We start from the raw sequence: 17,721 nt of genomic DNA on the forward strand, positions 1-17,721 counted from the left end.
GGATCATCATGCTCGGTTTCGTTCTCAAACGGCTCCTCCAGGCCATTCCCGTCCTGCTCATCACGTCATTGCTCATCTTCGTCGGCATGCGGCTCTCGCCCGGAGATCCCGCTGCCATGCTGGCGGGTAATGATGCGAGCGCCGAGACCATCGCGGCCGTCAGAAGCCGCCTTGGCCTCGATCAGAGCTACGCGACGCAGTATTTGAAGTGGCTTGGCGCGCTGCTCACGGGTGATCTCGGCCGATCGATGGTGAGCGGGCTTCCGGTGTCCCGCATCGTCGGCGAGCGGATCGCGCCCACGCTCGAGCTGGCCACCGGCGGGCTCGTCGCGAGCCTCCTCCTCGGCGGCGTGCTCGGCACCTTGGCGGGGTTGCAGCCGAATTCGCTGCTGGACCGGATGGTCTCGGCGGTGGCGGCATTGGGCCTGGCGGCGCCGATGTTCTGGACGGGGATGCTGCTCGTTGCCGTTTTCGGTGTCGCGCTCAAATGGCTTCCGCCGGCGGGGCGCGTGCCCTTCTCGCAAGGGTTGGGGGCCGCGCTCGCCAGCCTCGCCATGCCGGTGGCGACGCTTGCCATCGCTAACGCGCCGGTGATCATGCGCTTCCTGCGCGACAGCATCCAGGAGACGCGGCGCGCGGACTATGTCCGTGCGGCCCATGCCAAGGGGCTGTCGAAGACGGTGGTGGCGCGCGACTATATCGTCCGCAATTCGCTCATCCCGACCGTGACGGCCGCCGGCATTCTTCTGGGGAATCTCATCGGCGGCGCGGCGCTTGTCGAGATCGTCTTCTCCTGGCCGGGCATGGGGTCGCTTCTCGTCTCGGCCATGGGCAACCGCGACTATTCCGTCATCCAGGCGGTCCTGTTGATCGCGGTCTTCGGCTTTGTCTTCGCCAATCTCATCGTCGACCTTCTCTATGGCCTGCTCAATCCGAGAATTCGTCATGCCGACCAGCACTGAACGGACAAGCCGGGGCAGGCGCGGCTTCGTGATCGCCGTGGTGTTTCTGCTGATCGCCTGCGGGTTGGCGTTGCTCGCGCCTGTGCTGCCCTTCGCGCCCTACACGAAGATGACGACGGCGCGCCTCATGCCACCGTCGTTCAATGCCTGGTTCGGCACGGATCAGTTCGGTCGCGACATCTTCGTGCGGACCCTGTGGGGCTTGCAGGTGTCGCTGGTCATCGCCGGCGCGGCCGTCCTGACCTCTCTGGCCATCGGCGTACCGCTCGGTCTCGTCGCCGCCTATTTCGGCCGCTGGAGCGATTCCCTCATCATGCGCGGCCTCGATGCGCTGCTGGCTTTTCCCTCGCTCCTGCTCGCGATCGGCGTCGCGGCCATCATCGGCCCGGGCGCCGTCAGCGCGACGATCGCGCTCGGCATCGTCGGTGTGCCGCAAATGGCGCGCATCGCCCGTGGCGCGGCGCTTGCGGAGCAGCAGGGCCTTTACGTCGATGCCGCACGGGTCGTCGGCGTCGGCCCGCTGGGGATCATGGCGAGCCATCTTATGCCCAATATCCTGGCGCCGGTGGTGGTGCAGGCGACGCTCTATTTCGCCATCGCCATCCTCACCGAGGCGGGTCTCAGCTTCATCGGCCTCGGCGTGCAGGTGCCGCGCCCGTCGCTTGGTGCGATGCTCAGTGATTCCCGTGCCTATACGGTGTCCGCCCCCTGGTACGCGCTGGCGCCGGGGCTCACGATCACCGCCGTGGTGCTCGCCCTGAACAGCGCCGCCGACGGTCTGCGCGCGCGACTGGATCCGCAGCGATGACGACCATGATTGCAGCAGAGACCCGGGCCACGGCCGGCGCGTCCTTTGAGGTGGACGGGCTCACGGTGCGCTTTTCCGGCAAGACCGCGGTCGACAACGTGTCCTTCCGCGTCGCGCCCGGGGAGGCGCTCGGCATCGTCGGCGAATCCGGCAGCGGCAAGAGCACGACGGCCATGGGCGCCGTTGGCCTCCTCGACCCGGAGATCGCCGCGGTCGAGGCGCGCCATGTGCGTCTCGACATGACCGACCTGCGCGGGCCGGGGGCTCCGCGGGCCGGCATTCTCGGCCGGCGCATCGGCGTCGTGTTCCAGAACCCGATGGTGGCGCTCAATCCGGTTTTGACCATCGAACGCCAGCTCACGGACCATATGCGCCAGCATCTCCACCTCGACGCACGGGCGGCGCGGGCGCGCGCCATCCGCCTTCTGGGGGAGGTCGGGATCACCGACGCCGCGCGGCGGCTGTCCTTCTATCCCTTCCAGTTCTCCGGCGGGATGCTGCAGCGCATCACCATCGCCATGGCGCTCGCCTGCGATCCGGAACTGCTGATCGCCGACGAGCCGACGACGGCGCTCGACGCCACCGTCCAGGCGGAGGTGGTCGACCTCATCCTGTCGATCCGGCGCTCGCGCGGTCTCAGCCTGATCTGGATCACCCATGATCTCGCGCTGCTCAACCGGGTCGCCGACCGCGTGGCGGTGATGTATGCGGGGCGGCTGGTGGAGATCGGCCCGGCCGATGTGCTCCTGGACCATCCCGCCCATCCCTATGCCGCCGGGCTGCTCGCCAGCGTCCAGAGCCTGTGGACCGGCGAGGGGGCGGAGTTTCTCACCATCGAGGGCGCGCCGCCGCCCAACGGCCCGGAGATGCCGGGCTGTGCCTTCGCGCCCCGCTGTCCGCGGGTCTTCGACCGCTGCGCGACACGCCCGCCCATGGCGTCCACTCCCGCTGATGCCGCGCATGGCGTCGCATGCTGGCTGTTCGATCCCAAGGTGCAGGCATGAGCGCACTTCTCGAACTCGACGACGTGTCGGTGACGCTGCGGGGGCCGCGGGCACATCTCTTCGCAGCCCCCACGCCGATCCGCGCGCTGCGCCAGGTCTCGCTCACCATCGCGGCGGGGGAGACCTTGGCCCTGGTCGGTGAATCCGGTTCCGGCAAGAGCACGCTAGCGCGCGCCATCACGCGGCTCGTGCCGGCAGCGGGGCAGGCGCGTTTCGACGGCATCGATATTCTCAAGGCCGACCGCGCCGGCATGCGGCGCGTGCGGCGCGGCCTGCAGATGGTTTTCCAGGATCCCTATTCCTCGCTCAACCGTCGCAAGCGGATCGCCGATATCCTGATGGAGCCGCTGAAGGTGCATGGCGTTGGCGACGGCGCCGAGCGCCGGCGTCGGGTCGAGGCCCTGATCGCCCAGGTGGGACTGAACACCGACATGCTGCAACGCTTTCCCGCCGCGCTGTCCGGCGGGCAGCGTCAGCGCATTTCGATCGCGCGGGCTCTCGCCTTGCAGCCGCAGCTCGTCATCTGCGACGAGGCCGTGTCGGCGCTCGATGTCTCGGTGCAGGCGCAGATCCTGAACCTCTTGGGCAGCCTGAAGCGCAGCTACAAGCTCGCCTATCTCTTCATCACCCATGATCTCGGGGTGGTCAGGCGTTTCGCCGATCGCATCGCGGTGATGCATGCCGGACGGATCATCGAAGTGGCGCCGGCGAACCTCCTGTTTGCCGGGCCCCTGCACCCCTATACGCGGGCTCTGCTCTCGGCGGCGCCGCATCCGAGCCGCGACCGGCCCGCGCCCGCGCGCATCCTCTTGCCCGGCGAACCGGTCAGTGCGCTTGCAGAGCCGCCCGGATGCCTGTTTGCGAAACGCTGCCTCCATTTCCGTCCAGGCTTGTGCGAGAAGAGCGACCCGCCGCTCGTCACACAGGGCGCAAACCATCAGGTTGCGTGTCACCGGGCGCGAGAGGGCGTACCGGCCTGGATGGACGACGCGGCAACGGGAGGGCTCACGCCATGACGATGGTGCGCATCGATGCCGTATCCAGCGGCCAGGAGGACAACCGCGCGGTCAGCGAGACAATCGTGGCGCGCCTCGCGCAGCGCCTGCGCGAGGAGATCCTGAGCGGACAGCTGTCGTCCGGGACGCGGCTGAAGCTGCGGGAGCTCTCCGATCGCTTCGGCGTGAGCCAGATGCCGATCCGCGATGCACTGGTGAAGCTGAGCTCGGAAGGGCTCGTCGAGCTGCAGCCCAACCGTGGCGCCGCGGTGCGCCAGATCGATCATCAGTTCATCGAGAACATGTTCGATATCCGCATGATGCTGGAAGAGCTTCTGGTGCGGCGGGCGATCGAGCGATCGAGCGACGCGGAGCTCGCGAGCCTGCGTCCTCTCGCCAACAGGCATGCCGAGGCGGCGCAGCGCGGCACCTTTCCGGAGCTCATGGCGGCGAATCTGGCGTTCCACGGGCGCATCACCGATCTCGCGCGCAATGCGGAAGCGGCGCGCATTCTCGACCAGGGCTGGGAGCTGATCTATGCCCTGCGCGGGCAGACCGGCTATGCCGAGGGACGCCTGCAAGACATCATCGACGAACATAACGCACTCGTCGCCGCCATCGAGGCGCGCGATGTCGAAACCGCCGGCCGGCTGGCCCGCCAGCACGTGGAGCGCTCGCGCGATGACGCGCTGGCGCGGTTTACGCTCCGATGACCGGCCCTCGTCCCTCCCAGCAGAGAGTACGATCGTGAAGATCAAGGCAATCCGCAGCTTTCCCGTCCGCATTGGCGATCGCAACCAGCTCCTCGTCAAGGTGGAGACGGATGCCGGTCTCCACGGCTGGGGCGAATCCGGCCTCGCCACGCGCGAGCGCGCCGTCATGGGCGTGATCGAGCATTATGAGAAATTCCTCATCGGGCAGGACGTTTTCGCCATCGGCGCCTTGTGGCAGGAGATGTACCGCAGCCAGTATTTCGAGGGCGGGCGTGTCCTGACCGCGGCCATCTCGGCCATCGACATCGCGCTTTACGACATCAAGGGCAAGGCGCTCGGCGTGCCCGTCTATGAGCTGCTCGGCGGCCGGCATCGCCACCATGTGCCCACCTTCGCCTCGCTGAAGGGCAGCACCCTCGACATGGTGCTGGAGCGCGGCCGCGCGGTGCGCGATGCGGGCTGGACCTGTATTCGCCTGCTCGTCGATGTCGGCGCGCCGGGTGCCCGCTTCGAGCCGTGGGAGGCGGTCGCACGCTATGCCGAATGGCTGCCGCGCCTGCGCCAGGAGCTCGGTATCGGCGTGTGCCTGGGGATCGACCTGCATCATCGGCTGACGGTGGCGGAGACGGCCGCGCTGTGCCAGCGCATGCCGGCCGGCACGCTTGATTTCGTGGAGGAGCCGATCCGCGACGAGGACCCGGCCTCCTATGCGGCGCTGCGCCGGCTGACATCCGTGCCCTTCGCCGTCGGCGAGGAATTCTCCTCGAAATGGCAGTTCATTCCCTATATCGAGCAGCGGTTGACCGAATACGCCCGGGTCGACGTCTGCAATGTCGGCGGCTTTACCGAGGCGATGAAGGTGGCCGGCTGGTGCGAGGCCCATTACATCGATCTGATGCCGCATAATCCGCTCGGGCCGATCTGCATCGCCGCGAGCGTGCATCTTGCCGCGGCCGTACCGAATTTCGCATGGCTCGAATGCCGCGAAACGCCCGGCGAGGAGTATCGCCGGTATGACAGCGGCATCTTCCGCAGCCGCCCGCAGTTGGAGGGCACGCTATATCCCGTCCCGAACACGCCGGGCCTCGGCATCGATATCGACGAGGAAGCCCTGGCGCAGGCCGGCGAGTTCCAGTTCGTCGAGATGCCCCATCTCAAGCGCGACGACGGCTCGCACACCAACTGGTAGGCGAGGCTCGGACCGTATAGGTTCAATCGACATTTAGCGCTTTCAGCTGTCATGGCCGGGCTTGTCCCGGCCATCCCGATGTGTCGAGGCGCCTTTCCGATCGGGATCACTGGAACCCAGCTGTTGCCGCGTTCTTGATCAATAGCCGAAATCGGGTGAACCCGATTTCGGGGACAAGCCCGGTGATGACGATGGGATCTCTTGGGCATCCCTTGAATGTCGATTGGTCCTGGGGGCGTCCACTGCCCCCGATGCGCCACCCGAGAGCTGCCCATCCGGGGAGCCGGTTTCGAGAGGCGCGCAGGGGGCTCAGGTCTCGGCGAAGAAGTTTTTGGTAAAACACCGGAACACATCCGACGTGACGGGTATCCTCTGGTACCATTGAGCGGCCTCCGTTGTTCCGGTGTTCTGTGCATGGCCCTCGATATGACGCCTCTGTCGCCCGATCCCGATGCCGCGCTCGCGGAATCGGATGTACGCGCCATCGTCGCATTGCTTGGCGAGGTTATTACCTCACGCCGGGATTTTTCCGGTGTGAAGCGTCTCCTCGTCGAGGGTATCTGCCGCCTTGTCGAAGCGGACGCCTGGACCTGGAGCCTCGGCTGCGCAGCGCAGCCCGGCGAGCAGCCCATCTATCTCGGCCTCGCGCACGGCGGGTTCGACAAGGAGCGCTACGCGCGGCTACTTCTGGCGGCGGGACATCCCGACATGACGTGGACGTCCGAGAAGCTGCTCGGCGAACTCCGACAGAAGGCGTCCCATCTCACGCGCGTCCGACAACAAATCGTCGACGAGGTCAGTTTCGCGGCATCGGGAGTGAATGCTTATCTGTGCGATGCCGATATCGGCCCTTTCATTTTTTCGCTGCGGCCCATCGACAACGCTGCCGTCAGCACCATTTCCATTTACCGGCGCAGGGACGCGCGCGCCTTCTCCGAACGCGAAGCCCGGATCGCCCATATTCTGCTCAGCGAATTGCCCTGGCTGCACGAGCAGGGATGGCCGGCGGATCGTGGCGCGACCGTGCCGCGCCTCTCCCCGCGGCTTCGGCTCGTACTCAATCTGTTGCTCGATGGTCGCACGCGCAAGGAGATGGCCGTCAGTCTTGCGCTGTCCGAATATACCGTCGCCCAGTATCAGAAAGCCGTTTACAGCCATTTCGGCGTCAACTCCCACACCGCGCTGTTGAGGCGGTTTCAGATGGGGGACGGCGGACACCGATAGGCCAGCTGCGGAGCTCGATTTCACGCTCGGGAGCGTCGCGGACCTGCGTCAATTGTATTGAAGACCACGAAAGCGGGGCGGCGCTCACGCCGGGCCGGCCGTTTCTTCATTAAGATTAACATAAATCCCCCAAATGGGGGAATAGGCACTACCACTTTTGATTTGCTAGAGCTATTCCAGACAGGGTTCGGATTCGTCGCATCGGACGCCACGGGAAAGCAAAAACAGGCCCCCTGTATCGGCGATTTGCAGGTCCTCCAAGGCAGCGTTTCGGCGATCAATATAAAACTGTATAACTATAAGCACAGTTCGGATTCGATGCGGGGGGCAGTGAATAGAATATGGTACATATAAACTCACTGATAAGCTGATTCCATCCTACTGTAAGTCCGCCTTTCGCGGACTTGCGCCGCCTTGAAATAGGCCAGCAAATTCACAGACTTGGATGGCATCGGCGGATTTCATTCAAGTCGGATTTGCTCTAGAGCATAATCCGACCGGAGTGAAACGAGGATCGATAAGATTATGCTTGAAATAAAAGAGGTTAGGGCGCCGATCTGATGCAATCAGATCGAAACGCGCTCGAGCGACGACCGCGAGATGGGCGCGGAGTTGAAGTCCCATGGCGGCTTGCCGAAGCGGAATAATGCTTGGTCGACCGTTCCAAATGTTTTTCTTCGCTCAATTTGGTCGAGCCGAAGAATAGACATTCGGCGTTTCATTGCGTGGAACGCTGACCGTTTTACCACGTTGATGCACTCCACCAGGATTTCGAAACCATGCAGCCGTCGCGGCGCGAGTTTCTCAAATGGGGCACGGTCAGCGGCATTGTGCTCAGCATGAGCCGGTATGCGGGTGCGCAAACGCCGGGTTTCGCCGATGGGCAAGGCCTGTCGGGCGGGGTGCCGCGGTCCCCGGCGAAGGGCCGGGTCGACGGTGTCGCCAAGGTCACGGGCGCCAAGCTCTATCCCTCCGATTTCCGTGCGGCGGACATGCCCGGCTGGCCGGCGGAGACGGCGCATGCGCTGCTCGTCCGCACGCCCGATGCCACACATATCTACGATGGGATCGACCTGTCCGCGCTCGATGCCGCCTCCCGACCGGCGGTGGTGGTCACCGCGGAAGACCTCGCCAAGGCGGGCGTGAAGGTTCCGCCCTTCTATGCGGGCGATCTGTTCTGCCCGAGAGGCCAGACACCGCTTTATCTCGGGCAGCCTGTGGCGCTTCTCCTGTTCACCAGCTTCGATGCCTATGACAGGGCGCGGACCGCTTTCCGCAACGGTAATCTCTTGAGGTTCGGCGTCGAGACCGGGCCGATCAAACAGCCGAACTATGCCGCGCTCCGCTTCACCCGGGTCGCCGGCGCGACACCGGATGCGCCCGATCTCTACTCTCCGGTGCAGGAAGGCTGGGTGAGCCCCGGCTTCATGGAGAGTTCCGGCCGGCCGCTCTGGAAGCCGCTTCCCGTGGCCCAGGGCGGAGACTATGCCAAAGGCGCGACCTTCGGCGAGGAGATCCGCCAATCCCTTGCGACGCCAGCGCCGGACATGGTCGTGCTCGACCGAACCTTTGAGACGCAATCGATCGACCCGATGTTTCTCGAGCCGGAAAGCGGGCTCGCCTGGTTTGAGCCGGGTTCGCAGACGCTGGACATCCTGCTCGGCGTGCAGTCGCCGTTCGAGATCGCCAGTGCCATCGCCTTTCTCCTGGGGGAGGCGCAGCCGGGCTTCAAACCCGCCAGGATCCATGCGCGTTTCACGTCGATCGGCGGCGGGTTCGGCGGGCGCGACCACACGCCCTTTCCGCTCTATGTCGCGCTTGCTGCGCTGTTCCTGCCCAACCATCCCGTTCGCCTGGCCCATGACCGCTTTCAGCAGTTCCAGGGCGGTGTCAAACGGCACGCGTTCCAGATGCGCTCGCAGATCGCCATCGACCGCACGACCGGCAAGATGATGGCTTTTGCGGCCGACCATGTTCTCGACGGTGGCGGCCTCGCCAATTATTCCGCGAGCGTCGCTGTCGTCGGCGCGACGGCGGCGATCGGCATCTACGACATCCCGAAAGTGGACGTCACGACGGTCGCGGAACACACGCGCGGGGTGGCCGCCGGCTCGATGCGCGGCTATGGCACGCTGCAGACCATGACCGCGCTTGAGGTGCTGATCGATGAGGCGGCGCGCGAACTGAAGATTGACCCGATCGAGCTTCGGCGGCGGAATCTCCTCAAGACCGGTGGCCGGGCCATGACGGGCAATCCGTGGACCGTTTCGGTGCGCACGCCGGAGATCCTGGACAAGCTGGCCGCCCATCCCATCTGGCGCGATCGCGGCGCACGGAAGGCCGCGGCCAGGGGCGTGCTCGTGGGCACAGGCGTTGCCTGCTGCACCAAGGATTACGGCACCGGCGCGGATTGCTCGCTCGGGCGGGTGGAGATCGCTCCGGATGGCGCCATCACGATCCATGCCGACGCCGTCGAGATGGGCAATGGCATCGGCACCTCCATCGCCCGGCGCGTCGCCGCAATCCTCGGGCGAACAGCCGACAGCGTGAATGTGGCGCGGATCAACACGTTCGATGAGCTCGGCCTCGTCACGTCGGGCGATCCCTATACGATGACCCAGGCCGAGCAGGATGCGGCGGCCAAAAATCCACGCTGGGTGCCGGAGATTTCTTCGGCGACCAGCGCCTCCATCGGCGCGCATGTCGGGACCCAGGCGGCGGCGCAGGCCGCGCGTATCGTCTTCCGTTTTGGGATGTGGCCGGCGGCGCTGGAGCTGTGGGGCATCAAGCCCGGGGATCCGCGCGAGTTCCTGTTCGAGGAGGCTTTCTGGCAGGCCAATGAGCTCATTCTCTCAGGCCTCCCGCCACTCGCCCAGGCCGCTGTAGCCGCCAGGGCGCACCAGCGCGGTGACGTCACGGGCGCGATGGCGCATGCCTTCTCGCGCTGGGCCTGGGCGCAGGCGGCTTTCCCGCTCGGCGGCATGAATTGGGCGGCGGATATCGACGCGCTGGCGGTGCGTCGCGGCGCCGGCGCCTTCACGGTGCTCGACCGCAGCTTCGTCTTCTTCCCGCCAACGGATTACAACCGCATCGGCACCGCCTTCACATCCTCCTGTGGTACGGCAGTCCGAATCGAGATCACCCCGGCGAGCGGCCTGGTGCGCATCACCGACGCCTACAGCGTGTTCGAATGCGGCGAGGTCCTCGTGCCCGAGCTGGTCGAGGGGCAGGCGCAGGGCGGATTTGCCATGGGCGTAGGCTATACGCTGCTCGAAACCCTGCCGCCCTTCGAGGACGGTCCCGGCAACGGCCGCTGGAACCTCGGCGACTATGTCGTCGCCCGCGCCTCGGATCTGCCGCTCCATAAGCTGGAGATCGAGGTGCTGCCCCCTGTGTCACCCAAGGAGCCGCCGAAAGGCATGGCTGAGGTGGTCATGATCCCCATCGTGCCAGCCTTGCTGAACGCGATCCATGACGCGACCGGCCACCGCTTCCAGTCGCTGCCTGTCACGCCGGATATGCTGAAGAGGGTACTGACGTGACGGCCTTGTCCCTGACCATCAACGGCCGTGCGCACGGCCCCGTCGAGGTGCGCGACGACCTGTCGATGAACGACTTCCTGCGCGAGGTGCTCGGCATGACGGGCACCAAGTTCGGCTGCGGCGCCGCCCAGTGCCTGAGCTGTGTCGTCATCATCGATGAGCCGGGCGGCACGAGCTATACCAACCCGACCTGCGTCGTGCCGGCGATCAATTTCAACGGCAAGCACATCCGCACGGTGGAGGGCCATGCGCAGGGCGGCGTGCTCACCCCACTGCAGACCGCCTTCATTGAGCATTTCTCGTTCCAATGCGGCTATTGCACGGCCGGCTTTCTGAATGAAGGGCAGGTGCTGCTGGAGCGGCTTGCGGCCGAGCCCATCCCGCGCGCCGACCTGGAGCAGACCATCCTCGAGGCGCTCGACGGGCATCTGTGCCGTTGCACCGGCTATGTGCGCTATCATCAGGCCGTCCGCGACGTGATCCTTGCTGATGCCGCGCGCTATCTCCAGGCCGAGGCCGGCATGACGGGCGGGGCAGCGCCTGCCGCCAAGGGGGATCGGCGATGATCTCCCTCTCACGCATGTCGATCCATCTTTTCGCCACTGCGGCGATAAGCCTGGCCGCCGGCTTCGTCGCGGCCCATTCCGTCAGCGGCGCGCCGGCGAACACGCTCGCCTCGCCGGACAGCTTTGCGACCATCGCTGACGAGCGCGCGCGCTCCGCGGCGCTGTTCGGCGAGATCGGCAAGGTGCTGATGAGCCCGCGTTGCATGAACTGCCATTCCGCCGGCGATCGGCCGCGGCAGGGTGACAGCCAGCGTCCGCACCAGCCGCCGGTGTTCCGCGGTGCCGACGGCATGGGCCTGCCGGCCATGCGCTGCGCGACCTGTCACCAGAAAGGCAATTTCGATCCCGCCCGCATGCCGGGCCACGACCCCTGGGCCATGGCCCCGCGCGAGATGGTGTGGGAGGGCAAGACGCTGGGCGAAATCTGCGTGCAGATGAAGGACCCCGCGCGTAACGGCGGCATGTCGGTCGCCGACATCGTGCATCACATCGGCGACGACGGCCTTGTCGGCTGGGCGTGGTCGCCGGGCGTCGGGCGCACCCCGGCTCCCGGCACCCAGAAGGAGGCGAAGGCCCTCGTCGAGGCCTGGGTAAAGAGCGGCGCTGCCTGTCCGTAAACCCTGGGGCGACTGGCCCGCGATGGGGCGCGTCGCGGAGAATATTTTTAAATATCCTAATAGCTTATCAGAATGACCTGCTGAGGGAACGCCGATGACATGCGCGAAGATACTCTACGGGGCGGTGCTGTCGGCACTGCTCTGCGGTGCCGGGGGTGGATCTGCGATGGCGCAGAGCCAGCCGGGCCTGCCCGGCTATATGGACGTGATCGTGGGCGCCAAGATCCCCGACGCCGCCGAGACCGCCAAGCAGAACGTCATCGCCCTCAACAACGGCATGTTCCAGCTCTATGGCGATGCCAGCAAGCTGGTGCAGGCCAGCATCCTCTCGCAACACCCGGTCATCCTCGGGTTGTTTTCCGGCACCGGGGGCCGGTTCGTCCTCTATCGGCCGGGTAAGCCTCCGCTTGAAGCGCCGCAGGTACCCGATGTCTATCAGCTTCTGAAGTCGGTCGGCCACAGCGTGATGGCTCTCGGTGTCGTGGTGGGCCCGCATATCGGCAAGCAGGACGATGGCTCCTTCCAGCCCTCCATTCTCGCCTATCGGGTGCGGCTGAAGGCGGCGCTGGACAGTCTCGACAAGACCAGCATGCCCGAGGAATGGCGGGCCAATAATCGCGAGCTGATCGCGGAGAATATCGCCTTCATCGACAAGGTCGCCGACGGCAAGGTCGTCAGCTTCGCCGACGTTCAGGCGTTTGCGGCGAACCAGAAGAACCGCCTCAAGCTCAACATCCGCTGGGCCGCCGACACGCAGGTGAAGCACTGGATGGGCGTGCTGACGGATTGGAAGAAAGAGCTGGGCGATGACTGGAACAAGGTCTATGCCGCCAGCAACACGATCTATGTCGCGCGCCAGAACAACGTCCTTTACAGCGTTCTGGCCCAGTTCTTCGCGCCCGAAGACATCAATTCACGGTTGATCCTGATCGAGACCGTCTCCTTTACATCGACCCCGCAGGACATGCTTGAATCGCTTACGCGTATCATCGCCGACCGGACGGTGGGCGAGACGTTCTTCGGCAGCCGCTACTTGATGGATTACGAGCTGATGGGCGGCGACGCGCGTGACAGCATCGTGGCCGAGACAAAGGCGCGCGGCCTCGCGACCCATCTGCCGCCGAAGGTGCCGTTCGGTTCACATCAGTGGCCGACGCTGATCACCCCCGGTCCCGGACCGGCCTCGCTGGCTGATCTGCCCTGAACAGCCGCCGTGCGGCTCGCCTTCGGGCGGGTCGGGCGGCGCATCCATTCTGTCGGCAGGACGGGTTGAGAGCCTCTTGCGCCGGTAAACGGCTCGCCCGTATCGAGGGAATGGTCTCCGATGTCTGGAAAGGTCGGTGACCGCGCGCAACTGTTGCCTCAACGCGGGGCGCGGTAGCTCTCGAAATTGCCGCAGACGCCGATGGATTGCCCGGAGATGTGCGGCGCCAAATCCGATGCGAGAAATGCCGCCATGTCGGCGATCTCCTGCATCTGCACCATGCTGTGTAGCGAGATATTGTGCAGGATGACGGGTTCATAGTCCGCGACGTCCAGTCCACGCGCGGCCGCCTGCTCGGCGATGACACGTCGTCCGCGGGGACCGTCGACCAGCCCCGGCAGAATGGCATTCACCCGAACGCCGATCTCCCCGAGCTCCACGGCGAGCACGTCGGTCAGCCCCCGCACCGCATATTTCGAGACCGAATAGGGGACGCGCAGCGGCATTCCGATCCGGCCGGCCACGGAGGACATGTTGATGATAGAGCCGCCGCCGGCCGCGCGGAACATGGGGACCGCCGCCCGCGACGTGTAAAACATGCCCGAGACATTCACGTTGATCGTCTCGAGCCATTCATCGTCGGTAATATGTTCGACGGCCCGGGTCGGCCCGGATATCCCCGCATTGTTGACAAGTATATCCAGCCTTTCGTGACGGTCTTGGAACGCGGCAAAGACCGCGGCGACATCGGATGAGTTCGCGACGTCCGCCCGCAGGATGAGCGCATCCGGCAGGGCCGTTCTGGCCTCGGCAATCGCCTCCTCGGAAATGTCGCAAAGGCAGAGACTGGCGCCGAGTTCTGAAAAACGCTTGGCGATGGCGAGCCCAATACCGCCCGCGCCGGCCGTTATTATTGCCGTTTTACCTGACAGATTCATGATGCCCTCCCTCTTCTGAAGTCACGGCGGTGCTCGTGCGGGGCTCCCTCTCCGGCGGATAGGGTGCATTGATCTTCCCCACGTTCCTGCGGAAGAAGCGTGCTGAATGCCAGATGTCGCCGGCGATGGCCCTGGCCGCTCTCTTCGGGGAACGGGCGGCGCAGGCCGCCATGATCCTCTCGTGGAAGAGAACGCCCGACCGGAAGAAGATCGTGGGATCGTCAAGGCTTCGGTGAGCATTCATCAGATAAGGGCCCGCGCGTAGCCACAGGCCATTGATGATGTCGAGCAACTGCGGCATGTCCGCGGCCTGATAGAGTTCGAAATGAAAGCGCCGGTTGGCCCTCATCACCGCGTCGGCTTGACCTCTTTCAATCGCGCGGATCATAGCCGCGTTATGCTGTGCGAGCCGGCGCTCCACGCGCGACGAGAAGCGCCGCGCCGCTTCAGCCGCGGCCATCCCCTCAACCGTCATGCGGACGCGCATGAGCTCGATGAACATCTCGGTCGTGAACGGCGTGACCCGGAACGTGCGGTTCGGCAACTGGATCAGGGCTTTTTCGGCGACAAGCCGTTGCAGGGCTTCACGAACGGGCATCGGGCTCGTCCCGAGCCGCGTCGCCAGCGCGCGGATCGTCACGCTGTCTCCGGGCAGCAAGGCTCCGTTGAACAGCGCTTCGCGCAGCCGCTGGTAGACCTGCGTCTGGATCGTTGCGCTGTCGATGGGACCGAGGTCCGCGATCACCCCGTCTCTCCCTGGAATGAGGCTTTTTACCCGGCCACCATAGCGCGGATGCGAGCGGCGACGCATCTCGAAAATTGTGATCACAGATCACGATTGCCCTTGACCGCGAGCCGGATGTCAGGCGAACTTTGCGCAAAAGCTGACGAGGCAAGCTGGGGAGGAACTGGCTTTGGGCTCAGTGGGGATCATCGGGACGGGGTTCATCGGTCGCGCATGGTCGGTCTGTTTCGCGCGCGCAGGCCATCGGGTGTCCCTGTGGGATCCGGTGCCTGGATCTGCACAAGCCGCGCGCGACTTCATTGCGCACATGCTCCCGGATCTCGACCGGTTCGGCCTGTTGAACGGCAGCGCGCCTGAAGATGTCCTTGACCGGATCGATCTGTCGGCCAGCCTGGCCGATGCGGTGTCGGACGCGGAGCATGTGCAGGAGAACGCGCCTGAGCGGCTCGATCTGAAGATCGATCTGTTTGCGCAACTCGACGCCTTGGCGCCCAAGACGGCGGTGATCGCGAGTTCGACCTCCGCCTTGCTCCCGTCAGCCTTCACGGCTGATCTGCCCGGCCGCCAGCGCTGCATCGTCGCCCATCCGGTCAACCCGCCGCATCTCATTCCCCTCGTTGAAATCGTGCCGGCGCCGTGGACCGATGGCGACACCATCGCCCGGACCGAGGCCTTGATGCGCCACATCGGCCAGAGCCCGGTGCATGTCCGGCGGGAGATTGACGGTTTCGTGCTGAACCGCCTGCAGGCGGCCGTGCTGGACGAGGCATTTCGCCTCGTCGCCGACGGCTATGCCAGCGCGGCCGATGTGGATGCCTGCATGCGTGACGGGCTCGCCTTGCGCTGGTCCTTCATGGGGCCCTTCGAGACCATCGATCTCAACGCGCCGGACGGCATTCGCGACTATGTCGCGCGCTATCAGGCCATGTATCGCGGCATGACGGAGACCATGCGTGACAGTGCCGACTGGTCCGGGCCGGTGCTCGACACGATCGAGGCCGAGCGCCGCCGGCACTTGCCACAGGAGGATCTCAGGAAACGCCAGATCTGGCGTGATCGGCAGCTCATGGCGCTCGCCGCGCACAGGCGCCGCGCGTCTGGTCTATAAGCCTGAGGAGCGGACCCTTGTCTGACAAAGAGCCAGTTATCATTACCTGCGCGGTCACCGGCGGCATTCATACGCCGACCATGTCGCCCTATCTGCCCGTGACGCCCGATGAGATCATCGCCGATTCGCTCGGCGCGGTCGAAGCGGGAGCCGCGATCTTGCATCTGCATGCGCGCAACCCCGAAGACGGGCGCCCGGATCAATCTGTCGAAGCCTTCATGCGCTTCCTGCCGCGGATCCGGCAGGCCACCAATGCCGTGATCAACCTCACCTCGGGCGGCAGCCCGCATATGAAGCTGGAGGAGCGCGTCAAGCCGGCTGCCGAACTCCGGCCGGAAGTTGCCTCGCTGAATATGGGGTCCATGAACTTCGGGCTGTTCCCGCTCGTCGAGAAGTACCCCGAATTCAAGTTTGAGTGGGAGCGGCGGCATCTCGAATCGACGCGTGACGTCGTCTTCAGGAACACGTTCCAGGATATCGAATATATCTTGTCAGCCTGCTATGCGAACGAAACGCGCTTCGAGTTCGAATGCTACGATATCTCTCATCTGTACAACCTCGCGCATTTCGCCGGTCGCGGCCTCGTCAAGCCGCCGTTCTTCGTGCAGTCGGTCTTCGGCATCCTGGGTGGCATCGGCACCCACCCGGAGGATGTCATCCATATGAAAAGGACGGCCGATCGATTGTTCGGCAAGGACTATCGCTGGTCGGTTCTGGGGGCGGGCGCCAGCCAGTTGCGCATCGCGGCGCAGGCGGCCGCCATGGGCGCCAATGTCCGTGTGGGTCTGGAGGATTCGCTGTGGGCGGGGCCGGGCCGGCCGGCCAAGTCGAGCGCGGAGCAGGTCACGCTGGTGCGCCAGATCATCGAGGGGCTGGGACTGCGCGTAGCCACTCCCGACGAGGCGCGGAACATCCTATCCTTGAAGGGGGCATCGGCGGTTGGCTTCTAGAGCGGTAGGCGGCTGCTATTCGCCGCATCCCGGCTTGAGCATGCTGTGTTTGGAGGAAATCCCGCCGTCATTCCGGGGCCTCGCGTCAGCGAGGAGCCCGGAATCCATGAACACGCGGTCCGAGATGAAGGCGCATCGGACTGTGCCTCCCCGGTTGAGCGTGGTGTTCATGGGTTCCGGGCTCGGGCCTTTCGGCCCGCCCCGGAATGACACGGTGGTTCCGTATAAAATCGGCATGCTCCAGCGTCCCGGCTTTGGTCACCGAATGAGCTAGGCCGCCCCGTCACGCACCAAAGCGGCATCCAGAGCTGGACACCACTTCGCGTTACAAGTGCGCTGTGTCAGGCCGGTTTGCCAAAGCTCCGTCAGGCCGGTGCGGTTTCACCGGCGAAGCGGCGTACGGTGCTGGCTTGCGGCCCCATGGGACCTTCACCCGCGGCGCGGGTGACATGCACCATCATGCCAACTTCAAGATCTTCGAAAGCGCCTGATGCGACGGCGCTACGGCTGAAATAGAGCTGGGGGCTGCCGACCACTTCGACGAAGCCGTAATCGCGATCCGGGAAGAGCCGGCTGATCTTGCCGGTTTCGGCACCGCTGTCATGGGCTTTGACTTGCTTGCGACGGACCTGCGCATCTTCCTCGAGCTGGCGGCGGATGGCGTCGAAGGCGCGGGTGACGATCGCCGTGCGATCTTCCTTCATCTCCTTCATCTCGTCGCTGCGCTTGGCGACCAGCGTGCGGCCGGGGACGTCGACTTCAAGATTGATGGCAAGCGGGGTCTTGCCACTGCCCGAACCGCGGTGGGGCACTTCGATCACGACGCGGCAGGCGATGATATGGGGGTGAAAACGCTCCAGACGATCAACGCGTTCGCGGATGAACCGATCGAGTGATTCGGATGTCTCGGTATCCTTGAAAGTGATCTGCAGCGGTGTTTGCATGGTCTGCATCCCCTGTTCTGTCTACATGTCAAAGCTTGCACAACCGGCACATACGTCAAGAGCTGAAACCGTCTCCTTGTCGCTGTGAAGCACGGACACCCTGGAATCGGCGTGCGGTGAAACTGTGGTCGTTGGCTGGGCTGGCCTGATCCTCCTTCAAACTGTCCGCCCTATTATCCATTTGGGGTCTGCCGGGCCGTTCGCAACGTGCT

Annotated in this window: 16 protein-coding genes; 13 read left to right on the forward strand and 3 right to left on the reverse strand. The window is 65.0% G+C overall.

The features are described 5' to 3' along the window. Positions 1-8 precede the first annotated feature (8 nt). The 11 genes from C7450_RS11305 to C7450_RS11355 all read left to right on the forward strand — a co-directional run bounded on the left by C7450_RS11305 (position 9) and on the right by C7450_RS11355 (position 12,824). Positions 9-962 (forward strand): ABC transporter permease, encoded by a 954-nt coding sequence (locus tag C7450_RS11305; protein WP_110374548.1) that lies wholly within the window; start codon positions 9-11, stop codon positions 960-962. Beyond that, a complete protein-coding gene (locus C7450_RS11310; RefSeq protein WP_170147207.1) occupies positions 946-1,770 on the forward strand; it encodes an ABC transporter permease in 825 nt (274 codons plus the stop codon). Before C7450_RS11305 ends, C7450_RS11310 begins: the two co-directional genes overlap by 17 nt. Next, on the forward strand, positions 1,767-2,774 hold the full coding sequence (locus tag C7450_RS11315) for an ABC transporter ATP-binding protein (protein ID WP_110374550.1): 1,008 nt from the start codon (positions 1,767-1,769) through the stop codon (positions 2,772-2,774). Before C7450_RS11310 ends, C7450_RS11315 begins: the two co-directional genes overlap by 4 nt. Continuing rightward, positions 2,771-3,790 carry an ABC transporter ATP-binding protein gene (locus C7450_RS11320; RefSeq protein WP_110374551.1) on the forward strand — a complete coding sequence of 340 codons (1,020 nt, stop codon included), beginning with the start codon at positions 2,771-2,773 and terminating at the stop codon, positions 3,788-3,790. Before C7450_RS11315 ends, C7450_RS11320 begins: the two co-directional genes overlap by 4 nt. Continuing rightward, the gene (locus C7450_RS11325; protein ID WP_110374552.1) at positions 3,787-4,482 is read left to right on the forward strand and encodes a GntR family transcriptional regulator; all 696 of its coding nucleotides are present in this window, start codon (positions 3,787-3,789) and stop codon (positions 4,480-4,482) included. Before C7450_RS11320 ends, C7450_RS11325 begins: the two co-directional genes overlap by 4 nt. Further along, positions 4,451-5,671, forward strand: coding sequence for a mandelate racemase/muconate lactonizing enzyme family protein (locus tag C7450_RS11330; RefSeq protein ID WP_210206427.1), 1,221 nt, complete (start codon positions 4,451-4,453; stop codon positions 5,669-5,671). The genes C7450_RS11325 and C7450_RS11330 overlap by 32 nt, the downstream gene beginning before the upstream one ends. A gap of 414 nt (positions 5,672-6,085) precedes the next feature. After that, positions 6,086-6,895 carry a helix-turn-helix transcriptional regulator gene (locus C7450_RS11335; RefSeq protein WP_170147208.1) on the forward strand — a complete coding sequence of 270 codons (810 nt, stop codon included), beginning with the start codon at positions 6,086-6,088 and terminating at the stop codon, positions 6,893-6,895. A gap of 779 nt (positions 6,896-7,674) precedes the next feature. Then, positions 7,675-10,437, forward strand: coding sequence for a xanthine dehydrogenase family protein molybdopterin-binding subunit (locus C7450_RS11340; RefSeq protein ID WP_110374555.1), 2,763 nt, complete (start codon positions 7,675-7,677; stop codon positions 10,435-10,437). Next, positions 10,434-11,003, forward strand: a complete 570-nt coding sequence (locus C7450_RS11345) for a (2Fe-2S)-binding protein (protein WP_110374556.1) — start codon at positions 10,434-10,436, stop codon at positions 11,001-11,003. Before C7450_RS11340 ends, C7450_RS11345 begins: the two co-directional genes overlap by 4 nt. Continuing rightward, positions 11,000-11,620, forward strand: a complete 621-nt coding sequence (locus C7450_RS11350) for an Isoquinoline 1-oxidoreductase subunit (RefSeq protein ID WP_110374557.1) — start codon at positions 11,000-11,002, stop codon at positions 11,618-11,620. The genes C7450_RS11345 and C7450_RS11350 overlap by 4 nt, the downstream gene beginning before the upstream one ends. 94 nt (positions 11,621-11,714) lie before the next feature. Continuing rightward, complete coding sequence (locus C7450_RS11355; RefSeq protein ID WP_110374558.1) at positions 11,715-12,824, forward strand: hypothetical protein; 1,110 nt, start codon at positions 11,715-11,717, stop codon at positions 12,822-12,824. 158 nt (positions 12,825-12,982) lie between these two features. On the opposite strand, the gene C7450_RS11360 is transcribed toward C7450_RS11355, so the two are convergent. Both C7450_RS11360 and C7450_RS11365 read right to left on the reverse strand, forming a co-directional pair. After that, complete coding sequence (locus tag C7450_RS11360; protein WP_110374559.1) at positions 12,983-13,762, reverse strand: SDR family oxidoreductase; 780 nt, start codon at positions 13,760-13,762, stop codon at positions 12,983-12,985. Beyond that, positions 13,746-14,507, reverse strand: a complete 762-nt coding sequence (locus C7450_RS11365; RefSeq protein WP_110374560.1) for a GntR family transcriptional regulator — start codon at positions 14,505-14,507, stop codon at positions 13,746-13,748. The genes C7450_RS11360 and C7450_RS11365 overlap by 17 nt, the downstream gene beginning before the upstream one ends. Before the next feature lie 178 nt (positions 14,508-14,685). On the opposite strand from C7450_RS11365, the gene C7450_RS11370 reads away from it, so the two are divergent. Then, entirely contained in the window at positions 14,686-15,615 is a 930-nt protein-coding gene (locus C7450_RS11370; protein WP_342588509.1) for a 3-hydroxyacyl-CoA dehydrogenase, read from the forward strand. A gap of 17 nt (positions 15,616-15,632) precedes the next feature. Next, the gene (gene kce / locus C7450_RS11375; protein WP_110374562.1) at positions 15,633-16,565 is read left to right on the forward strand and encodes a 3,5-dioxohexanoate:acetyl-CoA acetone transferase; all 933 of its coding nucleotides are present in this window, start codon (positions 15,633-15,635) and stop codon (positions 16,563-16,565) included. A 365-nt stretch (positions 16,566-16,930) separates the two neighbouring features. Here kce and C7450_RS11380 read toward each other — a convergent pair whose 3' ends face one another. After that, positions 16,931-17,509, reverse strand: a complete 579-nt coding sequence (locus C7450_RS11380) for an HPF/RaiA family ribosome-associated protein (protein ID WP_110374724.1) — start codon at positions 17,507-17,509, stop codon at positions 16,931-16,933. Positions 17,510-17,721 lie beyond the last annotated feature (212 nt).

This window comes from Chelatococcus asaccharovorans, assembly GCF_003201475.1.
GTDB lineage: Bacteria > Pseudomonadota > Alphaproteobacteria > Rhizobiales > Beijerinckiaceae > Chelatococcus > Chelatococcus asaccharovorans.

What these genes read in the sequence shown, in the direction of transcription:
- C7450_RS11305 (WP_110374548.1), top strand. Translation starts at nt 9, where the DNA reads ATGCTCGGTTTCGTTCTCAAACGGCTCCTCCAGGCCATTCCCGTCCTG.
- C7450_RS11310 (WP_170147207.1), top strand. Translation starts at nt 946, where the DNA reads ATGCCGACCAGCACTGAACGGACAAGCCGGGGCAGGCGCGGCTTCGTG.
- C7450_RS11315 (WP_110374550.1), top strand. Translation starts at nt 1,767, where the DNA reads ATGACGACCATGATTGCAGCAGAGACCCGGGCCACGGCCGGCGCGTCC.
- C7450_RS11320 (WP_110374551.1), top strand. Translation starts at nt 2,771, where the DNA reads ATGAGCGCACTTCTCGAACTCGACGACGTGTCGGTGACGCTGCGGGGG.
- C7450_RS11325 (WP_110374552.1), top strand. Translation starts at nt 3,787, where the DNA reads ATGACGATGGTGCGCATCGATGCCGTATCCAGCGGCCAGGAGGACAAC.
- C7450_RS11330 (WP_210206427.1), top strand. Translation starts at nt 4,451, where the DNA reads ATGACGCGCTGGCGCGGTTTACGCTCCGATGACCGGCCCTCGTCCCTC.
- C7450_RS11335 (WP_170147208.1), top strand. Translation starts at nt 6,086, where the DNA reads ATGGCCCTCGATATGACGCCTCTGTCGCCCGATCCCGATGCCGCGCTC.
- C7450_RS11340 (WP_110374555.1), top strand. Translation starts at nt 7,675, where the DNA reads ATGCAGCCGTCGCGGCGCGAGTTTCTCAAATGGGGCACGGTCAGCGGC.
- C7450_RS11350 (WP_110374557.1), top strand. Translation starts at nt 11,000, where the DNA reads ATGATCTCCCTCTCACGCATGTCGATCCATCTTTTCGCCACTGCGGCG.
- C7450_RS11355 (WP_110374558.1), top strand. Translation starts at nt 11,715, where the DNA reads ATGACATGCGCGAAGATACTCTACGGGGCGGTGCTGTCGGCACTGCTC.
- C7450_RS11360 (WP_110374559.1), bottom strand. Translation starts at nt 13,762, where the DNA reads ATGAATCTGTCAGGTAAAACGGCAATAATAACGGCCGGCGCGGGCGGT.
- C7450_RS11380 (WP_110374724.1), bottom strand. Translation starts at nt 17,509, where the DNA reads ATGCAAACACCGCTGCAGATCACTTTCAAGGATACCGAGACATCCGAA.